This is a genomic window from Butyricimonas muris, assembly GCF_046365375.1.
Taxonomy (GTDB): Bacteria; Bacteroidota; Bacteroidia; order Bacteroidales; family Marinifilaceae; genus Butyricimonas; species Butyricimonas muris.
Genome location: NZ_JBKEIT010000001.1, coordinates 141,853 through 162,301 on the forward strand (window position 1 = coordinate 141,853; position 20,449 = coordinate 162,301).

Here is a 20,449-nt window from a genome sequence, read left to right on the forward strand (position 1 = left end):
TTTAACCATTAAATAGTAAATAATGTCTCATTTACCGACTTTGATAACCGACCTCGCGCTCATTCTTGTATCGGCGGGGATTATTACCCTTTTGTTTAAATGGCTCAAACAACCCCTTGTATTGGGGTATATCGTGGCGGGACTTCTCGCGGGCCCTTACGTGCATGTTTTTCCCACGGTGGGGGATATCGAGAATATTAATATCTGGGCGGAAATCGGGGTAGTATTCCTGCTTTTCGCGCTAGGACTGGAGTTTAGTTTCAAGAAGTTGGTGAACGTGGGTTCGACAGCGTTTATCACGGCGATCACGGAGGTGGTCACGATGCTGATTATCGGATATCTCGTGGGCTATATGCTGGGGTGGTCAACGATGAACAGCATTTTCCTCGGGGGGATGTTATCTATGTCTTCCACGACGATTATCATCAAGGCATTTGACGATCTGGGTTTACGTAGCCAGCGATTCACGGGGATTGTGTTCGGGACGCTCGTCGTCGAAGATCTGGTGGCAATATTGATGATGGTGTTGCTTTCCACCATGGCGGTCAGCCAGCAATTCGCGGGAGAGGAACTCATCATGAGCGTCTTTAAAGTAATCTTCTTCCTTGTCCTCTGGTTCCTGATCGGGATATTTATCATTCCTTTGATATTGAAAAAAGTCAAGAAGTTGATGAACGACGAGACATTATTGGTCGTCGCTCTCGGTCTGTGCCTCGGTATGGTGGTGCTGGCAACGGAAACGGGATTCTCTGCCGCTCTCGGGGCTTTTATCATGGGTTCCATACTGGCGGAAACGGTGGAGGCGGAGCGTATCGAGCATATTATCAAACCGGTGAAAGACTTGTTCGGGGCTATCTTTTTCGTTTCCGTGGGAATGTTGGTCGATCCGGCGATACTCGTGGAATACGCGTGGCCGGTAGCGATCATCACGCTGGTGACCATTGTCGGTAAAGCTTGCTTCTCGACGTTCGGCGTCCTCTTGTCGGGACAAACGCTGAAGACTTCCGTTAAATCCGGGTTCAGCCTCGCGCAGATCGGGGAATTTGCCTTTATCATCGCCTCGTTGGGCGTGTCGCTGAAAGTTCTCGATGATTACGTTTACCCGATCATTGTTGCCGTTTCCGTGATCACGACTTTCACGACGCCTTATTTTATCCGGCTCGCGGATCCTTTTGCTGACTGGTTGTACCGGGTGTTGCCCGATCGTACCTGCAACTTCCTCGATCGCTATTCTTCCGGCGCGAAGACAATCAATCACGAGAGCGATTGGAAAAAACTGTTAAAAAGCTTTCTTGGGCGCCTCTCGATATTCAGTATATTACTGACCGCTGTCTTCTTGCTCTCTACACACGGGATATACCCGTTGATGACAGATCAATTCCCCGACTCGCCCGTGCTCGACAACGTGGTTACCGTCGTGTTGACATTGGTACTGATGGCGCCGTTTCTTATCGCGCTCGTGTCAAACAAGTACAATTCGCGCGAATTATTCATGAGTCTTTGGAATGATAGTAAATACAACCGGGGACGGCTGGTGTCGATGGTGCTTTTCCGGGTATTCGTGGCGACGTTTTTCGTGTCACTCGTGTTGATCAGGTATTTCCATATCCAGTACGGTATCGTGATTATCATTGCCCTTGGGATACTGGCGTTATTCCTTGTTTTTCGGCGTGACTTGAATCAGTATGCCAGATTGGAGAAACGTTTTCTGTTGAATCTGAACCAGCGGGAGGAAGCGGCACGCCGTCGTAATCCCCTACGTGCAAGTTTCAAGCGGAAATTGAGTGACAAAGATATTCACCTCACCGCTATTACCGTGTCGCCCAATTCCCCCTATGCCGGACTTTCCCTCGGGGAAATCTCTTTCCGAAAGACTTTCGGTGTCAGCGTGGTGGAAATTATTCGGGGCGACCACAAGATCAATATCCCCGATAATACGGAACGTGTTTACCCGCAAGATCGCCTCGTTGTCGTGGGAAGCGACGAGCAAATCCAACGTTTTTCCGCGGAGGTGGAACGAATGCAGGAGGAAAACCGTGACGGTATTCACGAGGAAGAGGTCACCTTGCAATCCTTCACCGTGGAACCCGATTTTCCTTTTCTTGAGCAGACTCTGGCGGAATCACACGTCGGCAATCGCTACAACTGCGTGATCGTGGGAGTCGAACGGGACGATAATGCCATCATGAACCCGAACGGTCACACGATCTTCAAGGAAGGTGATCTCGTGTGGGTTGTCGGTGAACGCGACAATATCCGGGATATGATAGCGGGGAAAGAGAGTTAAAGGAAGTTCGCCGCTCGACTGAAAACTCCTTCAAAGGCTTGGTGCAACATTTCCGGCGTGGCTCCCGTGTTTGTCGGGAAGGGGTTCTGGTGCGAGTACTCGTAGGGGAAATCCAGTTGTTCCAGAATCTTTCCGGCGTTTTTCGCGCCGAGGGCTTCCACTACACCCCGCGTAGGCATAACGGTATCTTTCGCGAGGCTGATAATCCGGATACGGTTTTGAGCCTGTTCAAAGAATGATTCCCGGTAATCCTGCATGATTTCGGGGCGAATCATGGCTTTGAACGCTTTTTCCATGAAATCTTCCTCGTAAAGCACGGGTAACATACGGTGTGCTTCGCCCGGTACGAGAAAATCATTCATAAAATAATCTTTCACCTTTCTGTATGCTTCCCGATCCATGATATCCCGTGCGCTTCCGTCCATTCGGCTGAATATCGAACCGCCGCAAAACAGGAACAGGCGGCAGTCGTCCAGCAGTCGGTCGGGATTGGCTAACATCAGTATTTGCGAGAGGAAAGCACCGATCGAGTAAGCAAAAATGTTTACCGGGGTATCCCGCTTGAACAGGGGGTGCTGTCCCGTCTTGATCTCCGTGAGCAATTGCCATAGGTTGAACATGGATTCCTTACCCGAGATAAAGAAACGGAGCGGGGCATCCGACAGGCGGTAACTCAGCGCGACGTTCACGAACGTAGAGTTGTCGAGATGTTCCACTTCTTGCTTCCGTCGTGTTACCCACGACATCAGTGCCCGCGGGTTATACCATGTGCCCGGCGTGCGGTTCATGTGAAAAGCGATAGGGAAAAGAATGACGGCTTTACCCGTGGCGAGTGCAAGGTATTCCGCCCACGTCAGGTACTTGTCCCAGTTCCGTTCGTTCAGCCCGTGCAGCAGCAGGATGGCTTTGTCAATTTTCTTTGTTCCGCGAGGGGTGAAGACAGTGTACGAGAAACTTTTATTCTCTTGGATGTTATTGTCCGGAACGGGACAAAATTCACAGGGGGGTATCAATTGCTGGAATAGCTCGATCTCCTTCACCCCGGTGTTCTGGATGAAATGATACGGGTGTATTTCCAACGGTCTGTCGTCTATTTCTACCTTTTTATCGTAAGAGAAAATAGCTTTTAATTGTTTGGTTCTGGTGATGATTTCCATGGTGTTGTGTTTATAGCTTAATGCAAAAAAACGACACAATTCCGGGTTTTCAAAATCAAAGGTATGTACCCCGGGGGAAAGGGACGAAAAACGATATTCAGGGATAAAATTCAGGTATGAGGGGTAAATTTTATGACGGGAAAAGTGTATCTTTGTTTGAAATTTACAAAAAAAGAGAGAGATGAACGCGTTGACACGTAAAATACCCACGTTTCATTACGAGAAATCGAACTTGCTACGTTTAGTGTTATTCACGGCTGTATTTGACTTGATTTTTATCAATCTCTATAAGCCGTTTAGTTCCCTGACGTGGTATCCCGTGTCGGAGTTCAAGTTTTTCCTTTTTTCCAGTCTTGTCATTCTCACGGGGGTACTGGTGGTCGCGGTGAGTCGTCTTATCATGTATTATTACACGAAACGTCATGCGCTCAATTACCTGCAATATGCCGGTTGGATTGCAGCCGAGGTCTTTTTCATGTCGCTTTTTTATACTACCTATTCCATGTATCTGCGACCGGAGCGCGAGGTGATGGAAATATTCGCGGAATCGACCGAGAACACTTTTCTTGTTTTGCTTTTGCCTTACGCCATGTTGATGCTTTATTTCTCGTGGCGGGACAAGGTACAAAAGTTGCGGATGATAGAGAATGATAAAAACGACACGGGAGGAACTTCCGCGGTGATCTCGTTTCTTGACGCGAACGGAGAGTTGCGTTTGTCCGTGAAACGCGGAAATTTATTGTATATCGAGTCTGCGGATAATTACGTGCGTGTCTGGTATTTGAACAAGGGTATTGTCACGAGTTTCATGCTACGGAACACGTTGAAAGCCATGGAAGAAACCTTCGAGGGAACGAATATCCTGCGTTGCCATCGTTCTTACATGGTCAATTTCGAGCAGGTGAAAGTGATTCGCAGGGAGAAAGACGGTATTTATCTGGAATTTGGCGTCGAGAAAGTACCCGATATCCCGATTTCTAAAACGTATAGCGAGAAAGTGACACATTGGTTCATGTGTTATTCATCATAATTCGTTGGAAAGTCGTATCTTTGTAGAGGAGAAGTTAAGATTATGACACCTAAGGGGAGAAAAGATTTAACAGTTTCGGACGGAAGCGTGAAGCGGAAATTGGGGTCACGGAAATGGAGAAAAATCGTGAAACGGGTTTTCGTGTATGGTATCGTTTTGCCCCTTTTGCTTTGTTGTATGGGGATACTCTTTTGTAATTACCGGATAACGTGTTATGCCAAAGGTCGGGTATTCACGGACACGGCATCAATCCCTTGTAACAAGGTGGGATTATTGCTTGGGACTTCCCCACGGTTAAAGGGTGGGCGGAGTAACCCGTATTTCGACAACCGCATCAACGCGGCAGTGGCGTTATATAACGCGGGAAAGGTAAAATATATACTGATCAGTGGGGATAACCGCCGGCACAACTACAATGAACCTCAAGCCATGAAAGATTCGCTGTTGAGAAGAGGTGTTCCGAAAGAGGTGCTCGTGTTGGATTTCGCGGGACTGCGTACGCTCGATTCCGTGGTGCGTTCCAAGGAGATATTCGGGCAGGATAGTATCACCGTGATTTCCCAGCAATTTCATAACGAACGGGCTATATTTCTGGCTCATCATTATGAAATGGAAGCGATCGGGTACAATGCCGAAGATGTCGGAACCCAAGAAGGTTTCAAGACACAAGTACGCGAATTGTTTGCCCGGGTAAAGGTGTATGTCGATTTCTTCACGAACAAGCAACCCCGCCATTTAGGAGAGAAGATCGAGATTCCGGAATAAGTTTATAAAGTTCATAAACCCGAAGCGACAGGTTCTATTCGCCTTCGGCGAGTTACAGGTTGCAAGTTGCATTTGCCACAAGCGGCAAGTTACAAGTTACTTTTCTCGAGTTCTAGTTTGTATTCCAGCACCTGCTCTGTTTATAGAGGAAACCGGCGAGTAAGCGAGGGCAATAGGGAAGCTTGCTTCCTGATTGCCGAGCGTGAGCTGGTTCGAGACCGGCTTCCGGGCTCACTTGGACGCGAAGCGAACGGAGGAGTTTAATCTAAAATCATCAATCAAGCAATCGTAAATCACCAAATCAATAAGATTACTGAATCAACAAGTCCACTTCCCGATATTACGTTCTTCTGCGTTGAATTCCACGCCCACCTTGACGGTTTTCCGGCTGTCGGCGGAGTAGGGGATGAGGTATCCCCGATCGTCGATTTGGGCGAGGGCTTCCTCGGCGGAGCCGTCGAGTTTGAACTCGAAAACATATATGTATAGCGAGGTTTTCACCACGGCGTCCGCCCGTCCTCGGGCACTGCGTACCTCGGCGTCGGTGAATTGTCCCATTAACTTGAATACAAGGTAGAACACCACTTGATAATGCCGTTCCGTCTTGGCGTTTAACTCGTAAGGAAAATCGGCGAAGAACGCCCGCAGTCGTGTCATGAAGGCATTGACATCCCCTTTTTCCAGTTCCTGCACGAATTTGCCGATATAAAAATCCGTTTCGCTTCCCGGTATGGCGGAGTAAAACGGGGCGACAAAATTCAGGAACCCGTACTTCACCTCCTCGTTGGGGAACCCGAGAGTGTACGTCTGGAAACGCTTGTCATATCCCTTTATCGTCAGGTAACCGCTCTGGTAGATCATCGGCACGGGATTCTTCACGTCGGCACGGTCGTCGGTGAGCGACGAGGCGGTTACCTCGATGCCGTCCAGTTCCTGCAAGTCGAAATCCGTCTGCTGCAGCATGCGTGCCAGAAACGTCGGCGTACCCGTTGCGAACCAGTAGTTCTGGAACAAACGTTTCTCCATCACGCTCAACAGGCTGAACGGGTTGAACACGTTCGGCACGTCACCGCTACTGAAATGATAGCCGTCATAGCGGCGGGTTAATTCCTCTATCATCTCCTCGCGTGTCCCCCCGTGGTATGCCACCAACCGGTCTATTTCCGGCGCGAAGTTCGCCTCTATCTCGGAGAGTGTCAACCCGCAAAGCGTGGCATAATCCAAGTCGAGGCTGATATCGGAGAGTTGGTTGAGATTGCTGAATATCCCCATCTGCGCGAACTTCGTCACCCCCGTGATGAAGATGAAACGCAACCACGGGTCGGCGGTTTTTAACACTGAATAAAATGCCGTCAGTATCGAGCGGTATTGTTCCTGCAACTCAGGGTTATCGAAGCTGTTGAGCAGCGGCTTGTCGTACTCGTCTATGAGCACCACTACCCCCCGCCTCGTCCGGGCGTGTGCCGCCTTGATTACCTCCAAGAAACGAATGGAACGCGTCGGTCCCGGTATACTGACCCCGTACTCCCGTTCCCATTCCCCGAGGCGGTATTCCAGCATCTTGTCGAGTTCCTCCACGGTCTGGTATTGCCCTGCGTTCAGGTCGAGATGCAGCACGGCGTGAGTCGCCCATTCCGTTTCCAGCCGCTCGACGGCAAGCCCCTCGAAAAGCTCGCGCTTGCCTAGGAAGTACGCTTCCAGCGTCGAGAGCAAAAGACTCTTCCCGAAGCGCCGCGGGCGGCTCAGGAAATAGGGGGTTGGCGTACTGGCAAGGCGGTACACCAGTTCCGTCTTGTCCACGTACACGAAACCTTCCCGGCGGAGTTTCTCGAAACTCTGTATGCCGATAGGCATCTTCCGGAGATGGGATAACGTTTGGTTCATGGTCTTTTTTTTTACCTTCGGCAAGTTGCAGGTTATATTCGCCTTCGGCGAGTTACAGGTTGCAAGTTACATTTGCCTTCGGCAGGTTACAAGTTCAATTTGTTTTATTCGTTATCACAAAGGTAGGGATAACAATTGAAAATTGAAAGTTGAAAATTGAAAATGTTCTATTCGCCTTCGGCGAGTTGCAGGTTGCAAGTTGTATTTGCCTTCGGCAGGTTGCAAGTTACTTTTCTCGCGTTCTAGTTTGTATTCCAGCTCCTCCTCTGTTTATAGAGGAAACCGGCGAGTAAGCGAGGGCAATAGGGAAGCTTGCTTCCTGATTGCCGAGCATGAGCTTGTTCGAGACCGGCTTCCGGGCTCACTTGGACGCAAAGTTGACGGAGGAGTTTAATCTAAAATCATAAATCATAAATCATAAATCACCGAATCGTCAGGCTCATCGAATCGGTCGTTACTTCCAAATGTTGGCTTTCCGAAAATTCCGTTCTCTCGGGGTTGCAGAAGAAGGGGTAGAGGTGGATTTTCCGGGGTTGCTTGTCGTTGAGGACGATGGAGATGCCGCAACTGGCGCGGGTGACGCCGCTGTCGGCGACGAGCATGGGTTTGCCGGGTTTGTTGTCGAAGAGGACGCCGACGAGTAGCGGGTCGTGGGGAGAGCAATGGGGGGAGCGGCGGTTGTCCTGCCACGTGATGGTGATGGTGTTGCCGTCGGCGCGAGCCTCGAGGTTCCACGGCAGGCTTCTCGGCCCGAAGCTGAAACGGAAGAGGTGGAAACACGCCACGACGCGTCCTATCAACTTGTCGTGGTTCATGTGGAACATGAGGTTGTCGCCCGTACGTCCTGCCCAGTAGAGGGTGGCGGCGGTTGCCCATGCCGGGTAGTCCGCCATCGTCCGGGCGAAAGCGGCGCCGAACTTCCTTGCCTTGCCGAAAACCTCGTTCGTGCGTTCCTGCTCGGGATGCTTGGGTCCGGTATGCTTCCGGTTGTGCTTCGGTCGGAGTACCCAGTTGCCCAGTCGTTTGAAACCGATGATGTTGCGTAAGTTTACCCGCCGGATGGAGAAAAAGTCAAAGATCGTTTTCATGGTGTGTGGTTTATTTGTTACTAACTCGAGATTGGTTTCAGCCTGTGCCGGATTTGTCCGGTAGTCGTGTACCTTGTTGCTTTATTCCTCCACGGGTTCGTGCCAATGCACTTGGATTTCGGGGAGGGAGTCCATCACCATCAGCCCCGCCGAGGCGGTCAGCTCATCCACCGGAACCCCCGCCAGCAGTGCCACCATGCCTTGCCCGGCGGCGCGGCTCAGCCGCGAGAGGTAGTAGTGCGTGATGTCGGCGGTGTATATTCCGTCCTTGGCATACGTCGGGGAGGCATCCGTCAGGATGGCGTCCACCGGTTTCCCCTCCGCGTCGGTCACCGCGGCCTTCACGCGGTTGTCGCCGTCCGTTTCGTAGAGGCGCACGGCGGCAGGCAGCGGGTAAGGCGTATTGGTCATCTCCTCTTTGACTTCCTCTTCCCCTTCCACGGGCGGTGTCGTGTACCATCCCGGCTGCCGGACATGCCACCGGATTTCCACCTTCGCCGGTGTGCGTCCCTCCGTTTGTCCCGGAAGCGCGTCCGGCAATTCCATCCGCACCATGTACCCGCCCGTGCCGCACACCACTGCCTGCCCGTCGGGGTATCCCTGTCGGGCGGCATCGGCAAACGGCAGGGCGTCCGTCTGCTGTTGGAGTACGCTATAAAGCGTCCCCGCCGGGTCGTTGACCGTGCTCATAAACATATACGGGGCATCCTCCGCCGCGCCCGTGACAAAGGAGCAGCTCCGGGCAGTGCCGCCGCCATCGTGCCAGTGGAGGGTGATGCCCATGCCGCCTGCCGACGGGTCGAGGGTGGAGATACAGGTGTTCGACGGGTCGGCCATCACGACCAGCCCTTTCAAATATTCCCGGAACTTGGCGGCATCCCCCATCACGCTGCTCCCGGCAGCGAGCATGGCGAGCATCTCCCGCCCGAGGGCGTCGGCGTTGTTGAGCCGGAAACGCAGAACGGGCGGCACTCTCCCCGCTCCGGGCCAAAACGTGAACGAACCCAAAGGTTCAGCCTCGTGCGGGACAGTGGCGTTATTGAAGACCGGGGCGGACGGGGGAAGTTCCCGCAGGCGGTAGAGGTGGATTTGCTGCATATAGGTCGTATCTCCCCACACCGTCCCGCCGTGGCGGGCGAAAAAGGTGATCGAATCGTACACGTGGTCTGCCCGCACCTCCCCGCCGGAAGGAGGCGAGAGGGTGAAATAGGGTGTCGCGAGCGTCACCCCCGTGATATCGTCCGTCCGTCCCAACAGCAGCATCCGGGGGGAAGAGGTCGCGAAGGAGTCGCGCTTTACGGTCAGTGCCGGAAGTTCCTCCGTCACGACGGTGACCTTCACGGGAGGCTCCGGGTCGTGAATCGGGTCTTTCACGTCGCAAGCGGCGAGCAACAGGATTGCCGCCGGGACGAGAAGTGATGTAATCGTAATTTTCATATCTTTCATTCGTGTATTTGTTCTACTTGTTCCTTCCGGTAGTCCACACGAGGCTGATTCCTGCTTGTGTCGGTCCCCAGAAATTCTTTGTTTTCCCTCTTTCCTTGTACCGTCGTGTTCCTTCAACCGCGTCGAACGTGTCGTGGTCGAAGCGCGTGTAGCCCAGTCCGAGATTGAAGTCGATGGAGAAGCAGCGCGAGAGATAGAGCTGGTAGCCCGTTGTCACGCCCGCGCTCCACGTCGTGCCTTGGTAGCCGGTGTCTTTCGACAGGAAGCTGCCTATCGGGTACTTGTATATATTGTACTCGCCGTAGCTGCCCGATACTCCCGCGTAGAAGCGTTTGCCGTCGAGCAGGTACCACCTTGCTTCGGGGTTGAGCAGCCATACCTTCTGCACCTTGCCGCGGTCGCCGTTCCACCGCGCGAGGCTGCCGTCGAGCCGTATGCCGACATGGCGGTTCACGCGCCACTCCGCTCCCAGTGCGGGAAGCAGCAAGGCGTCGTGCAGCAGGTTCGTCCGTATGGCGAAGCGGTACAGGCGTGCCGGGGATTCCGGTTCCGCTGGTGGCGCGGGTGCAACTGCCTTCGCGGGTGCGTTTTCCGTTATCGTTTCTTCGACCGTCACCGTTTTCTTTTCTGTCGTTTTTTTCTCCGCGGCGGCGGGTGGAGCCTCTTCCTTCGGCTTCTCCGCCACGGGCAGGGGTGCCGCTTTTGCCGGGACGCGGAGGGTCATGATTACCGCGTCCCGGTTGCCGTCGCGGGCGACGGCGCGGTTAGTGGTTATGAAGTTTTCTTCTTTGAGTCCCCGGCGCGTGATGAGTTCCGACTTCACGCGGTTGGTGCGGACGCGTGCCATGTCGAGGTTTTCCCGTTCGGAGGGGAGGGAGGCACAGTAGCTGTCCACGGCGAGAGGCATGCTGCCGTCGGCTATCCGCGCGCGGTATTCGTCCACGAGCGAGAGCAGGCGGCGGAGTTCCGCCTCGTTGCCCCGAAGGAAAAACATATCGTTGCCCGGCAGGAAGCGGAAAGTGACGACGGAATCTGCCGCCACTCTGTCCGCCCCCCGGGCGGGCGGTGTACCGGAAACCGGCATGCCCGCTATCAAAAAGAGTAGGATCTTAGTTAGTCGAGAAAGTTTCATAAAGCTGTTATTTATATATAAGTATTTTGTCGATTTACCGGAATGGCACCGCGTGCGGTGATTTGTGAATGTAAAACTAGGTAAAAATGAAATCCGCCGGGAGACAATTCAACAAAATATTGCTTGCCAAATCGTAATAGGGGTATTTTTTTCACTTGCCAAATCGTAATTCCGTGCAAAAAGGTAAAAAACGTACTATTTCGGGCTATGATAGTCGTTTTTTGACAAAAACGCGATATATTTGAAGCATGGATGTGTCTGCTGCCTACCCGATAGCCATGACGGTGCTCGTGCCCGTTTTCTCGGCGGTGTCCTGCGGGATACTCGCTCTTTTTTCCCTGCCGGACAGTTTGACGCCGGGGGAGAAAAAGTTGAAACGGGTGCTTCTGGTCTATCTTTCCCTGTCGGCACTCGGTTGGTACACGTTTTTTTGTTACGAGTTCCAGCCGGGACTGTTTGTCCTGCTGAACACGGTTTGCCTTTTGGGCTTCGTGCTCCCGTCGATATTCTTTTACCGCGTGATCCGTTACCTTACGCGACTGGGGTTGCCGGAGCGTTTCCCGCCGTGGCATTACCTTGCGCCCGGGGTGTTGGCGGGGGTGATGCTGGGGTGGTCGCTGTTCGTGCCCGGCGAGGTGCAGCTGGAAATCGTCACGGGCAAGGCGCTGGTGACGCCGCCGGGATACGGGGCGTACACCCGCTTTTTCACGATAAAGCCCTTGGCGCGGGTGATTTTCGGGTTGGTGTATTATGCGTTGACGATTGGGGTACTGGTACGTTATTATAAAAAGATGAGCGAGCGGGACACGCTGGCGCGTGCGCCGGCACGGTGGGTGATTTTCCTCGTGGCGATCTCCGTGGCGTCGTTGCTCTCGTCGCTGTTGCCTACCTTTATGCCGCGCGGTAAAATACTTTATTCCATCTGGACGAGCGTGGTGACGTTGAGCATCGCCGCGCAACACGTGTTGCTGACCTACCACGTGATACGGCGCGAGTACGTGCTTTACGCCGTGCCCGAACCGGAGGGAAAAGTGCCGGGGGACGCGGCTGAAAAGACGCCGCGCAGGCAACATTCCGGCAGTATGTCGCGGTTGAGGCTGGAAACGTATTTCGTGAAGGAGAAGCCTTACCTGAACCCGGGTTACAAGATAACGGATCTGGTGGAGGCGCTGGACGTGAACCGGACGGTAATATCGGCGTTTATCAACCGCGAGTACGGGATGAATTTCAACCGCTACCTGAACCACTGGCGGTTGCGGGAGGTGGAACGGCTCCGCTCGCTGCCCGGCAACGAGGGCAAGAGCGAGAGCGCGTTGGTCAAACAAGCGGGATTCGGCGAGTACAGGCAGTACACCCGCGCCCTTGCCGCCGGGCGGGAAGGAGGGGAGCCATGATCGGGCGGGAGCTTGTCGAGGCGTTCGCTTTCACGGCGCCCGTCGTGTGCGCGCTGGTGTGCATGGTGATGGTGCTGCTGGACGCGCGGACACGGGGGCGAAGCCGGGAAGACCGCCAATTGCGCCTGTTTCTGGCGCTGGCGTATTTCGTTACCTCGCTGGGGTGGATGGGGTTGGTGTTTTACACGATTTATCCCCGTGTCTTCATCTATTATCACTCGGTGTTCCTGCTGACGCTGATGCTGGACCAAGTGCTGTTCTACCGTTTCGTCGCCATTCTCACGGGCACGGGAGAGTACCGGCGGTTCGGCCGCCTGCATCTGGCGATACCGCTCGGCATTGTGGCGGTTTCGGTGATTTTTGACTTCGCCGTACCCGTTAGCCTGCAGGCGGCGGTGGTCTACGGCGACGACGCGTCGGGGACGTGGTTCCGGGTGATGTATGCCATGACAACGCTCGTGTTCGTCGTTTACAATACCGTTTATCCCGCGTTGAGCTTGAGGAATATACGCCGTTACAAGCGATGTGTCGTGAATTACTCGTCAGACGCGCGTCGGTCGTCGCTCGGTTGGCTGGCGCTGATGCAGGCGTTGATACTGGTTTGCGTTCCGGTGCCGTTGGCGGGATTGTTATTTCGCGTTCCGGTTTTCGCCACCAATTATTTCGTGTGGCTGGGCGCGCTGCCGACCTTCGTGTTTTACTTGATATTGTGCTATAACCTGCTCGATGATAATTACGTTATTATCAGGCAGGATGCCGGGGAAGAGGAGTACCCGCCCGACAAATCGATACCTCCCGGCCGTGCGCGTTTCACGCGTTACATGCGGGAGAAAAAGCCTTATCTTAATCCCAAGCTGCGTATTACCGACCTCGCCGCCGGAATGCACACGAACCGCAGTTATCTCTCGGCGTTTATAAACAAGGAGTTCGGCATGAACTTTTGCCGTTTGATCAACCGCTATCGCCTCGCGCATCTCGAACGCCTCCGCCTTTCCCCCGACAACGCGGGCAAGAGTAAAATGGAACTGGTGATTATGGCGGGATTCAGTAATTACAGGAGTTATCTGCGGGTGAAGGAGGAGGAGAGGCTTGTTAATTAGGTGATTTATGATTTTAGATTAAACTCCTCCGTCAGCTACGCTGCCAAGTGAGCCCGGAAGCCGGTCTCGAACCAGCTCACGCTCGGCAATCAGGAAGCAAGCTTCCCTATTGCCCTCGCTTACTCGCGGGTTTCCTCTATAAACAGAGGAGGAGCTGGAATACAGTCATGAACGCTAGAAAAATAACTTGTAACTTGCCGAAGACAAATGCAACTTGCAACCTGCAACTCGCCGAAGGCAAATAATCTAATATTAGACTATATCCCTCCGGCAAACATTTAACTGCCGAGCTATCGGATTAACTAAATATATTGTCGTTATGTCGTTATTATAACCTGCCTATAGCAGGTTATGAGCAGGTTTTGAGCAGGTGATGGGCAGGTTATGAAGGTTCCTAGCCCTTTGGTGGCGCGGGTTTCGGGAGGGTAAAACGGGAAAAAAGGTGTAAGTGATTATAAAACAGAATGGTGTGATTTGTATTTATTTTAGGTAATGTTGGATTAAAATTAAATAAGTATTATAAAAATAATTTAAAAACAAATGAATATTTTCTTTGTTTTGTAATCTAATTGTTTTAATATTGCATTACGATATCGTTTGAAAAAAGAAGGAAGACCCCAACGAGGCACCCCGGGGATCGGGTGTGACCGGTAGAACTAACACGACGTTTCATTATAAAAAAGAGAAAGTATGTACATGAAGAAATTGTTTCCTTGCTTGAAGAACATCCCTTGTTCCGGCAACGGCGTGTGGATCAGGCTCCCGGACGGCAGTATCGGGAAGTGGAACCTGTCGAAGGCAAACGCGACCTGCAACTCGCCGAAGGCGAAAAAAGAATTACGAACTAAAAAGAATTGAATTATGGCAAAAGGTAAATCAACCCTGTTTTGGGAATTGCGCCAGAGTATCGGTCAACACCGTTTCACCACGAGTTGGGACGGCGAGATAATCTCGGCGATGAAAGGTAAAAAGAACCCTGTTTACTCGAGCAAGGAGAAGCAGGAGGCACGTGACTTGCGTATAGCGGGTTACGGCGGTTGCGGGAAACTTACCCGCCCGTTGCTGGAAACGTTGCGGGTGAGCTTTCGCGAGCGCAAGAAGCGGGAATCGCCGATGAACGCTTTCATGCAGGCGAACGTGAAGACGCTCTGCACGGCGTCCCGCGACGCGTTGACGAAGAAAATCGTGCTGGAGTACGATTTCGGCGGGATGCAGGTGAGTGACGGCTCTCTGGACACGGCGAACGTGACGGCGACGGTGGACATGGACACGAACAAGGTGGCTTTCGTGCAGGTGGACGAGGTGATCCCCGGCGGGTTGGCGCGGGAGAACGACCGGGTGTACGCCTGCATGTTCACGGCGGGCGCGGAGGATCACAAGTCGATGCGCAGCCTGCGAGTGGATTTGCGTGACCGCGGCGAGGCGGGCTCGACATCGGCACTGATCCCGGCGGGCTGGAACAAGGCGGCGCTGTTCATCTACGCTTACGCCGTGTCCGCCGATGGCAAGTACTCGTCGCCCTCGACGCGGCTGTACCCGCCCCCCACGGCGGAGGAGCTCACGCTTGCCGAGGCGGTGGAGGCGTACGAGGCGGCACAGTTGCGGCTTGCCGTCCGCGAGGTGACCGCCACGCCCGAGGAGCGCGAGGCTATCACGCGGGCGAAAGCGGGCGTGAAGAAAGCAACCGCCGCCGCCGAGAAGGAAGCGGTGAAAGCGAAAAAGTCAGCTTTCGAGATAAAACTGGCGGGATTGGAGGCGGCAACTAGACAATTGAAAATTGAAAGTTGAAAATTGAAAATGATTTGTTCGCCTTCGGCGAGTTGCAAGTTGTTGAATCTAAAACAAACCGGAAAAGAAGCCGGGATACTGCCGAAAGTGGCGGTATCCCGGCTTTCCCGCTTCAGTGGCACTTTCATTTTCAATTTTCAATTAACTTGCCGCTCGCGGCAAATACAACCTGAAACTTGCCAAAGGCAAGTTTCATTTCACCCATACATTCAAGATCTCGCCGATAAACATCTTGTGCATGGCTTTACCCGACCATTGTTTTTTGAGTTCGGGATCGGAGATGCCGTCGATGTTGATGGTTTGGGAAATCATTTTGCGACACTCGATAATCATCCATGCTTCCGAGAACGCTTTGCTGCCGGAAGGGGTGGTGACAGGGGTTAGTCCGGCTCCCTTTACTTTATCGGCATCCTTGCCGGAGTTGTGCCCGCAATAGTTCAGCGCTTCGCGGTACGTTTCGGTGTAGAACGTGAGCGTGTAGGTGTCGCCGTTATCCATCAGGTCATACGTGTAGCGTGCCGGGGAGATGAAACAGAAAGCCACGGGTTTGTTGTACAAGTATCCCAGTCCGCCCCAGCTTGCCGTCATGGGGTTGAATTTCTCGTTGTTCCCGCCCGTGATCAGCATCCAGTCTTCGGAAAGCATTTTGATGATGTTTCCGGGAATCTTGTCGGGAGCGATCCGCTTGTAACCTTGCAGGGCTTCACCCGACACGGGAGCGATGTTCTCCACCGCTTGGGCGGGAGGGGCTACTGCCGGGGGCGTGGGTACGTTTTGTGCTGCCGCGGGTTGTACGCCGAGGCTCTTTTCCGCACCCTCGAACAAGTTTTCCGCGAGATCGACAGTTTTGATACGGAATTTGGCAATTCGTTTGATCAGTTTTGTCCGGTCCTTGTTCATGGCTTGCTCATCGGTGATCCAATCTTCCGCCGCCAGACGGTCTTTGCTGTCTTCCGGGTAGAGATAATGGATGTTCGTGATTTCCATGACGCATTTGCCGGGAGAGCAAACGAAGTTCACCCGATAGTTGGTTTTTGCCCGGTCGAGAGAGAACGTTTTGTCGGCGAACACGAGATATTCGCTGCCGTAGCAAGCGATTTGCCCTTCTTCCTTGTTCGAGTACGCGACTTGTCCCCAGTTACCTTTATCCGTTTTAAACCGGGAATTTGCCCATGCCGACACGGCATCGAAGATTTGATCTTTGGACAAATTAGGGGCTTTGATTTCTTTCTTGAACATCACTTTACCGTCCACCACGGGAACGGCGCCGGTCATGTATTTGCTGTCAACTTCTTCCTGCGCGAAAGCGAACGCGGGTAAGAGGCAAAAAATAAGTAAAAGACGCTTCATCATAGTATGTCAGATTTAATAAATATTTCAGTACGGGTATTGCCCCGTCAAATCGGGGGAAAACAATAGAAGCCGCTCTCAAAGTTAAAGAAATATTTTGTATTCCGGCAGGAGAAAGGGAATATTTAAGATTTATGATTTAAGATTTTAGATTGAAAAGATTCCCGAAGCAAGGCGGTATTCAAGCACCTCCTCTGTTTATAGAGGAGGTGGCACGGAGTGCCGGAGGAGTTTATTGATTAAATGATTCAATGATTGTCGATTCAATGATTAACGAAGCGTCGCTCGTGCGACCGGAATCATTCAATGTAAAATCGCTAAATCTACAATTAATAAACTCCCTCCCCCCTTCGGGGTATTGAGCCCGGAAACCGGTCTCGAACTGGCTCTCGTTCGACAGACAACGAGCAAGCTCTCTGTCTGTTCTCTCTTACTCGCCAGTTTCCCTCTATAAACAGAGGGAGAGCTGGAATACAGTCTTTAACGCTAGAAAAGCAACTTGTAACTTGCCGCTTGCGGCAAATGCAACCTGCAACTTGCAACTCGCCGAAGGCGAAAACCGAAGTGTGGTATTTTTCCACAAAGTGCGGACGGGGATTCCTCATTTTCCACGTTTGTCCGTTCGGGTATGTTGTTGAGGTAAAGTCGATTGTTGCTTTTTGTTGTTTTCGGTATATTCTTTGAAAAATATTCAGGTATAGTTACTGTTTTCCGTGTGCATGAAGGTTAATAAAGTCGGGAGAAGTAGTTGGATTGACGGAAAAGGAGGAACAATGAATTTATGGAATAATTGATAAATAGAATATTGAAGATCGTATGGAAAAAGTTAAATTTACATTAGCCAATTCGTTTTTATGGATCTTTCTTTTCTCGGCTTTGCCTTTGACCTTATGTGCCCAAGACGATAAGGCCAAGGAATCGCAACGTACCATAAAAGGACGGGTTCTTGACGAGAACAGGGAACCCATGGCAGGAGTGCTCGTTTTGATTAAAGGAACTACAAGAGGTTCCGCCACGGATGACGAAGGGCAGTACACCTTGAATCTGATGCAACAGGATAGTTTGCTTGAATTCAGTTTCTTGGGATATGAAACAAGGACAATAAAATTGTCCTCTTCCCAGAAGACGGTGAACGTGACGTTGCGTCCTACCCGGATACGGATGGACGAAATCGTGGTCGTCGGGTTCGGGACACAGGCACGGGAAAAAGTAACCTCCGCTATCACTAAACTGCCCCCTTCGGCTTTGGAGAACGTGCCTTATACCAATCTCGCTTCGGCATTGCAAGGCAACGTTTCCGGGGTACAGGTGCAGAGTACGTCCGGGCAACCCGGCGCGGCGCCGAGGGTGATTGTCCGGGGTGGTACTTCGATCAATAACATGAACGGGGCGGCACCTATTTATATCGTGGACGGGATCATTCGTACCGATCTTGCCGACTTGAACAGTAATGATATCGAGTCGCTTCAAGTATTGAAGGATGCCGCTTCCACCGCTATCTATGGGGCAAGAGCTTCCAACGGTGTGGTGATCGTCACCACGAAAAGCGGAAAGCCGGGCAAGATACAGGCTAATTATTCGTTCGGGTTGACAGTTTCCGAACCCGGGGAAAAATATGATCTGGCTTCCGGGCGGGAGTATATCGAGATGAACCGGAAAAGTATGCAGTACGCTTCCCGCTACAACGCCAGTGCTTTGGACCGTCTTAATTCGGCTCTCGGTTTCGGTACGGGAAACGATTTGACGAATAACACGGCTTACACGACGCAATACTTGACGGAAGCCAATAAACACAAGTTGAACGAGGGGTGGGAGAGTATGCCGGACCCGATTGATCCCTCGAAGACGATTATATTCAAGGATACGGATTTTCAGGATTTGATTTACCGTACGGCTTACACGTACTCGCATAACCTGACCGTTTCGGGTGGAAGCGATAAAGCTACGTTTTATGCCGGGTTAGGGTACATGGATAGCGAGGGAACGGTGATCACGACCAAGTACCGCCGTCTTTCTTTCAGCTTGAACGGCAGTCTTAAATTGCGGGACAATCTGAACGTGTCGGGGCGGATGATGTACACCACTTCAAGTAATAACGAGGTATATAATCTCGAGCAGATTTTTTACCGGGCGGCATCTTTGCCCCATACCGCGAAATACACGTACGAGGACGGAACGCTGGCACCGGGACAAAATCGCAGTATCGGTAATCCCGTTTACCATTTGAACAATGACAAGCGAAAGAACAGTAAGGATAACCTTTCTCTTTCACTTGCCGCGGACTGGGAATTTCTCCCCGGTTTCAGGTTTACCCCCCAGTTGTCCATGTACAAGTACACCACGGACGGTTATTCCTTCATTCCGTCTTATTGGAACGGTTCCATGACATTTAACGATTCACGGGAAGCGAAAGGATATTACACGAAAACGTTGCAGGGACAAATGGATTTGGTGTTAGGGTATAATAAGCTGTTTGCCGACGCGCATAACGTGGACGTGAAAGCCGGGTTCTCCTATTTCGGGAGGGAGAAATCGACGTTGAATGCCGAGGGGCAAGGAGCGGCGACCGATTTGATTCCCACGTTGAACGCTTCCGCTTCGGCAAAAAGCGTGAAAGGGGATGAAAGCACGCAGGCGATAGCCGGATTCTTTGCCCGCGTGAATTACGATTACAAGGACAGGTACCTGATTTCGCTGAGTGCCCGTTTCGATGGAGCGTCCAACTTGGGTGACGACCACAAGTGGGGATTTTTCCCCGGTGTATCCGTCGGTTGGAACGTGCATAACGAGAAATTCTGGGAGCCGTTGAGTTTTATCCAGTTGAAATTAAGAGGTAGTTACGGGGTGACGGGAAATATCAGCGGACTGGATGATTTTCAGGCACGGGGTACGTATGCCGTGGGAAAAATCTACGATGGAACTTCTGCCATCCAGAACACGGTCATCCCGAACTCGGAACTGAAATGGGAACAGTCCAAGACTTTTGACGTCGGTGCCGATATCGGGCTGTTCAACCAACGGGTGGGGATACTGTTTGATTACTATCGCCGGGTGACGGATAACTTGATCACTCAACTTTCATTGCCGCCTTCTACCGGGTTTGCCAATATTTACACGAACTTGGGACGCTTGGAAAACAAGGGATTCGAGTTGGAAGTGAACGCTAATATCCTTCCGGGATGGAGTGCCGTGCAATGGACTATGGCAGCCACGGTCACGAACACGAAACACAAGATATTGAAGTTGCCGGAGAATGGGGCCGAGAATAACCGTATCGGCGGGGAATACGTGTGGGTACCTTCCCGGGGTGAATACGCTTGGGTAGGCGGTTTGCAGGAAGGTGGACGTGTCGGTGATATTTACGGTCACGTGATTGAAGGTGTGTACGCTACTGACGCGGAGGCTCAGGCAGACCCGACCGTGAATACCATGATTCCGGGTAATGACAAGACTAAATACGGCGGTTACTCCATATTCCGGGATGTGGACGGTGACGGACAGATTGATTCCAAGGATAAAGTATATTTGGGAAACTACTATCCCAAGTGGACGGGAGGATTCTCTAGCAAACTCTCGTTCCGTAGATTTACCTTCTCGTTCCGTTTCGACTACACGCTGGGGCACAAGATATATAATTATGCAGCCCGCTTTATGAACAATAACTCGCAAGGCGACGGAAATCTCACGAAAAACATGGCGGTAAATTCATGGAAAGAACAAGGGGATGATGCTTCAATGCCTTGTTACATCTGGAATAGTGCTTACAATCACCCGGAGAGAGCTAATATTTACGTGGAGAAGGGGGATTTCCTTTGTTTGCGCGAGATATCTTTGAGTTACGAGTTCCCGAGAAGGTGGCTGCGGAAAGTGGGACTTGCCGGAGTACGTATGCACGTGACGGGGAATAACCTCCACTATTTCACGAATTATTCGGGATTGAACCCGGAAGAGGGCGGACAAGATAACGGGCGTTATCCTATTCCGAAAAACATTATTACAGGAGTATCTATCACATTTTAAATGAATCA

The 20,449-nt window shown here is 52.0% G+C and carries 14 protein-coding genes; 8 read left to right on the top strand and 6 right to left on the bottom strand.

Annotated features, from left to right (window positions below; all coding sequences use genetic code 11):
* Nucleotides 1-22: 22 nt before the first annotated feature.
* Complete coding sequence (locus ACK8P8_RS00590) at nt 23-2,287, top strand: monovalent cation:proton antiporter family protein (RefSeq protein ID WP_099292957.1); 2,265 nt, start codon at nt 23-25, stop codon at nt 2,285-2,287.
* Here ACK8P8_RS00590 and ACK8P8_RS00595 read toward each other — a convergent pair.
* Nucleotides 2,284-3,444 (bottom strand): DUF6051 family protein, encoded by a 1,161-nt coding sequence (locus tag ACK8P8_RS00595; protein ID WP_186975749.1) that lies wholly within the window; start codon nt 3,442-3,444, stop codon nt 2,284-2,286. The genes ACK8P8_RS00590 and ACK8P8_RS00595 overlap by 4 nt on opposite strands.
* Nucleotides 3,445-3,625: 181 nt before the next feature.
* Here ACK8P8_RS00595 and ACK8P8_RS00600 point away from each other — a divergent pair, with 181 nt between their 5' ends.
* Together ACK8P8_RS00600 and ACK8P8_RS00605 are read left to right on the top strand one after the other, a co-directional pair.
* The gene (locus ACK8P8_RS00600) at nt 3,626-4,474 is read left to right on the top strand and encodes a LytR/AlgR family response regulator transcription factor (RefSeq protein WP_369859940.1); all 849 of its coding nucleotides are present in this window, start codon (nt 3,626-3,628) and stop codon (nt 4,472-4,474) included.
* Between the two features lie 126 nt (nt 4,475-4,600).
* On the top strand, nt 4,601-5,239 hold the full coding sequence (locus ACK8P8_RS00605; RefSeq protein WP_186975837.1) for a SanA/YdcF family protein: 639 nt from the start codon (nt 4,601-4,603) through the stop codon (nt 5,237-5,239).
* Between the two features lie 318 nt (nt 5,240-5,557).
* Here the strand turns inward: ACK8P8_RS00605 and ACK8P8_RS00610 are convergent, their stop codons facing one another.
* The 4 genes from ACK8P8_RS00610 to ACK8P8_RS00625 all read right to left on the bottom strand — a co-directional run bounded on the left by ACK8P8_RS00610 (nt 5,558) and on the right by ACK8P8_RS00625 (nt 10,789).
* Nucleotides 5,558-7,123: a PD-(D/E)XK nuclease domain-containing ATP-binding protein gene (locus ACK8P8_RS00610; RefSeq protein ID WP_369859941.1), complete on the bottom strand. Its 1,566-nt coding sequence runs from the start codon at nt 7,121-7,123 to the stop codon at nt 5,558-5,560.
* Nucleotides 7,124-7,545: 422 nt separating this feature from the next.
* The gene (locus ACK8P8_RS00615) at nt 7,546-8,211 is read right to left on the bottom strand and encodes a hypothetical protein (RefSeq protein WP_186975746.1); all 666 of its coding nucleotides are present in this window, start codon (nt 8,209-8,211) and stop codon (nt 7,546-7,548) included.
* Between the two features lie 81 nt (nt 8,212-8,292).
* On the bottom strand, nt 8,293-9,657 hold the full coding sequence (locus ACK8P8_RS00620) for a hypothetical protein (RefSeq protein ID WP_369859942.1): 1,365 nt from the start codon (nt 9,655-9,657) through the stop codon (nt 8,293-8,295).
* A gap of 13 nt (nt 9,658-9,670) precedes the next feature.
* A complete protein-coding gene (locus ACK8P8_RS00625) occupies nt 9,671-10,789 on the bottom strand; it encodes a DUF3575 domain-containing protein (RefSeq protein ID WP_292268730.1) in 1,119 nt (372 codons plus the stop codon).
* A gap of 248 nt (nt 10,790-11,037) precedes the next feature.
* Between ACK8P8_RS00625 and ACK8P8_RS00630 the strand changes: the two genes are divergently transcribed.
* From ACK8P8_RS00630 to ACK8P8_RS00645, 4 genes are all read left to right on the top strand, one after another.
* Nucleotides 11,038-12,183: a helix-turn-helix domain-containing protein gene (locus ACK8P8_RS00630; protein ID WP_227215604.1), complete on the top strand. Its 1,146-nt coding sequence runs from the start codon at nt 11,038-11,040 to the stop codon at nt 12,181-12,183.
* A gap of 68 nt (nt 12,184-12,251) precedes the next feature.
* Nucleotides 12,252-13,283 (top strand): helix-turn-helix transcriptional regulator, encoded by a 1,032-nt coding sequence (locus tag ACK8P8_RS00635; protein ID WP_410025537.1) that lies wholly within the window; start codon nt 12,252-12,254, stop codon nt 13,281-13,283.
* 690 nt (nt 13,284-13,973) lie between these two features.
* Entirely contained in the window at nt 13,974-14,141 is a 168-nt protein-coding gene (locus ACK8P8_RS00640; RefSeq protein WP_176555097.1) for a hypothetical protein, read from the top strand.
* A 3-nt stretch (nt 14,142-14,144) separates the two neighbouring features.
* Nucleotides 14,145-15,071, top strand: coding sequence for a hypothetical protein (locus ACK8P8_RS00645; RefSeq protein WP_227215606.1), 927 nt, complete (start codon nt 14,145-14,147; stop codon nt 15,069-15,071).
* 192 nt (nt 15,072-15,263) lie between these two features.
* Here ACK8P8_RS00645 and ACK8P8_RS00650 read toward each other — a convergent pair whose 3' ends face one another.
* On the bottom strand, nt 15,264-16,424 hold the full coding sequence (locus tag ACK8P8_RS00650; RefSeq protein ID WP_227215607.1) for a DUF4468 domain-containing protein: 1,161 nt from the start codon (nt 16,422-16,424) through the stop codon (nt 15,264-15,266).
* 813 nt (nt 16,425-17,237) lie between these two features.
* On the opposite strand from ACK8P8_RS00650, the gene ACK8P8_RS00655 reads away from it, so the two are divergent.
* Nucleotides 17,238-20,441: a SusC/RagA family TonB-linked outer membrane protein gene (locus ACK8P8_RS00655; RefSeq protein WP_099292940.1), complete on the top strand. Its 3,204-nt coding sequence runs from the start codon at nt 17,238-17,240 to the stop codon at nt 20,439-20,441.
* Nucleotides 20,442-20,449: the final 8 nt, after the last annotated feature.